The sequence below is a fragment of the Cellulomonas sp. P5_C6 genome (assembly GCF_054049635.1).
Genome location: NZ_JBFULZ010000297.1, coordinates 1 through 3,094 on the forward strand (window position 1 = coordinate 1; position 3,094 = coordinate 3,094).

A 3,094-nucleotide genomic window follows, 5' to 3' on the forward strand; every position below is an offset into this window, starting at 1 on the left:
GAGTCCGGGAAGTCGTAGAACGCGCGGATCTGCTCGAGCTGCTTGAACGAGGGGCTGACGATCTGCGGGTCGAGCAGCCGGATCGACGCCGTCGTGTCGGCGTCGGCGCGCAGCGCGCCGGCCTCGGCGGTGACCTTCGCGTCGTAGTCGGACTTCTCGACGTCGTCGAGGCCGTACGCGTCGAGCGTCGCGCCGATGTTGCGCTGGATGTAGTCGGCCTCGGCGTCCTGCTGGTTCGGCTGCACCTGGAAGCGCTGCACGACGGCCGGGTAGATGCCGCCGACGGCGATCGCGGCCACGATCATGAGCCCGACGCCGATGGCCGGCAGGCGCCAGTTGCCGCGGATCGCGGTGAGGATGAACATCAGCGCGACGAAGATCGCGATGCCGGCCAGGATCGCCTTGGACGGGATGACCGCGTGCACGTCGGTGAACGAGGCGCCGGCGAACTTCTGGTCCCGCTTGGTGTTCATCAGGATCGAGTAGCGGTCCAGCCAGTAGCTCGCCGCGATGAGCAGCATGAGCACGGCGGCGATGATCGACAGCTGGATGCGCGCGGCCCGCGTGGTCCGCGGTGCTCCCCCGCGCTGGCCGCCGACCCGCAGGCCGCCGTAGAGGTACTGCGTAGCCAGCGCGCCGATGCCCGCGAGCACCGTGACGGCCATGAGGAACGACACGACGAACCGCAGGCCGGGCAGCGTGAATAGGTAGAAGCCCAGGTCGATGCCGTACTGCGGGTCCGTCTTGCCGACGGACGAGCCGTGCATCCACAGCTGGATCGTCTGCCACTGCTGCGACGCGGCCGCGCCGGCGAACAGACCGAGCACCGCGGGGCCGACGATCATGACCAGGCGTCGCAGGGGCTCGATGGCCTCGCGGTACTGGTCGAGGTTGGCCTGCTCCTGCGTCGACGGCGCGTACACGGGCCTCGAGCGGTACCCGAAGTTGAGGGCCCAGAACACCGCCCCGGCCATCACCGCGAACCCGAGCACGAACAGGATGGCGCGGGTGCCCCACTCCGTCGCGATCACGTTGGTGAAGCCGAGCTGGCGGTACCAGAGCACCTCGGTCCACACCTGCGCGAGGATCAGGACGAGGACGACGAGGACCCCGAGGACGACCAGCGTCGGGGCGAGCGCACCGCGCCGCCGCGGTCGTGCCGGGCGGGGTCGGGGCGGGCTGGCGAAGGTCACGGCGTGGCAGTCCTCGTCGTCGGCAACAGAGATCACACACAGGCGACGCGGCCGAGGGCTGCGCCGAGCGACGCGCACAGGACGCACACCACTCGCACGCTGAACGTGCCGGTCGAGGCACAGGTTCCCACACGGATGCGACCATGAGCCGGTGACCGAACCCTCCCTGGCCGTCCTCGCCGATTCCGTGCGCGAGATCGAGCACCACGTCGCCGCCGCAGGCTGGGACGCACCTGTGCGCGTGTTCGCCCTCGTGCGCACGCAGGCGATGCTGCTCACCGAGCCGGGCCTCGCCGACCAGCTGGATCCCGCGGTGCTCGCGGCCGCCCGCACCGAGCCGTGGCACCTCACGTCGGTCGAGCAGGAGGAGCTCCCGCAGGCGCCGGACCTCGAGACGCTGCTGGCCGGACTGTCGTGGCCGTCGACGGTCGACGGGATGGCCGTCACGGTCGAGCGGGTCGTCCTGCCGCCCGCCGCGGAGGAGGCCATGCCGCACGACACCGACGCGGCCCTGGACTACCTGCTGAACCACCCGGAGCGGCAGGACGTCCGCCTCGTCGTCGGCGCGCTGCGCGGCGGTCCGGCCTGGTGCGCCGTGCGCTCGCGCGCGAACGACGACGACGACCAGGTGGCCCAGGGCCCGGACCTGGTGCCCGGGCTCGTCGCCGCCGTGCGGTCGACCCTCGACTGACTACTTGGTGCAGGTCGGCAGGTCGTCGGCGGTCCCCGCCCCGATCGCCGTGATGGCCTCGCGGGCCTCGTGCAGCGTCGAGATCTTCACCACGCGCAGCCCGTCGGGCACGTGGCCGACGACCTCGTCGCAGTTCGAGTCCGGCGCCAGGAACCACGTCGCGCCGTCGCGCTTGGCCCCGGCGAGCTTCTGCCGGATCCCGCCGATCGCGCCGACCTCGCCCGTGACGTCGATCGTGCCGGTCCCCGCGATGTCCTTGCCCGCCGCCTCGTCCTCGGGCGTCATCTTGTCGATGATGCCCAGCGCGAACATGGTCCCGGCGCTCGGGCCGCCGATGTCGTCGATGCTGATGGTCACGTCCACCGGCAGGTCGAACGTCGGGTCGATGTACACGCCGATCTGCGCGTGGCCGTCGTCCTTGGTGCCGGTGACGATGGGCACGTCGACGGCCTGCCCGTGCCGGCGCACGGTGAGCGTCACGGTCGACCCCGGCTCGACGGTCCCCAGCTGCTCGATCAGACCCTGGTAGTCGGGGACGGCGACCCCGTCGAGCGCGACGATGACGTCGCCCTCCTCGACCTTGCTCTCGGCGTCGGAGCCCTCGACCGTGCCGGCGACGACGAGCGTGGCCGGCACCTCGTACCCGAGCTCGGAGAGGGCGGCGACGGTGGCGTTCTCCTGCGAGGACACCATCTCGGCCGTGTTCGACTCGTTGATCTGGTCCTGCGTCTGGTCCGGCGGGTAGAGCAGCTCGACCGGCTTCACGACGACGTACTTCGAGAACCAGCCCTGCAGCACGCCGACGACGCTGGACGGGAAGCCGGGGCCGCCCGTGCCCGACACGGTGGTCAGGCGCAGCTCGCCGGTCGAGTCGTACGTCTCGGCGCCGGAGATCTGGATGAGCGGCGTGCCGTCGTGCTCGCCCAGCACGTCGCGCGTCGGGCCCGGGCTGTTGACGGCGTACGGCACCGGCATGATCACCAGCGCGGCGAGCAGCAGGGCCGTGACCAGCATGCCGACCGACAGCATGATCGACCGGGGGCTGACGCGCTCGCGCTCGAACTCCGGCTCGGGCTCGCCGAGGGCGTCGTCGAACGGGGAGGGGGAGGACTCGTCCAGCACCGGCACATCATCCCCTGTCGCGCTCACGGTCGCCGACGCGCCCGCGCCTGACGCCACACCGCGGCGGTGCCGATGAGCGCCACCGCGG

The 3,094-nt window shown here is 71.6% G+C and carries 3 protein-coding genes; 1 reads left to right on the plus strand and 2 read right to left on the minus strand.

From position 1 onward, the window contains the following. A partial coding sequence (locus ACXJKG_RS20350) for a UPF0182 family protein (protein ID WP_456847538.1) occupies positions 1 to 1,193 on the minus strand: 1,193 nt, incomplete at its 3' end. Positions 1,194 to 1,344: 151 nt separating this feature from the next. Here ACXJKG_RS20350 and ACXJKG_RS20355 point away from each other — a divergent pair. Then, on the plus strand, positions 1,345 to 1,884 hold the full coding sequence (locus ACXJKG_RS20355) for a PPA1309 family protein (protein ID WP_456847539.1): 540 nt from the start codon (positions 1,345 to 1,347) through the stop codon (positions 1,882 to 1,884). Here ACXJKG_RS20355 and ACXJKG_RS20360 read toward each other — a convergent pair whose 3' ends face one another. After that, complete coding sequence (locus ACXJKG_RS20360) at positions 1,885 to 3,006, minus strand: YlbL family protein (RefSeq protein ID WP_456847540.1); 1,122 nt, start codon at positions 3,004 to 3,006, stop codon at positions 1,885 to 1,887. Positions 3,007 to 3,094: the final 88 nt, after the last annotated feature.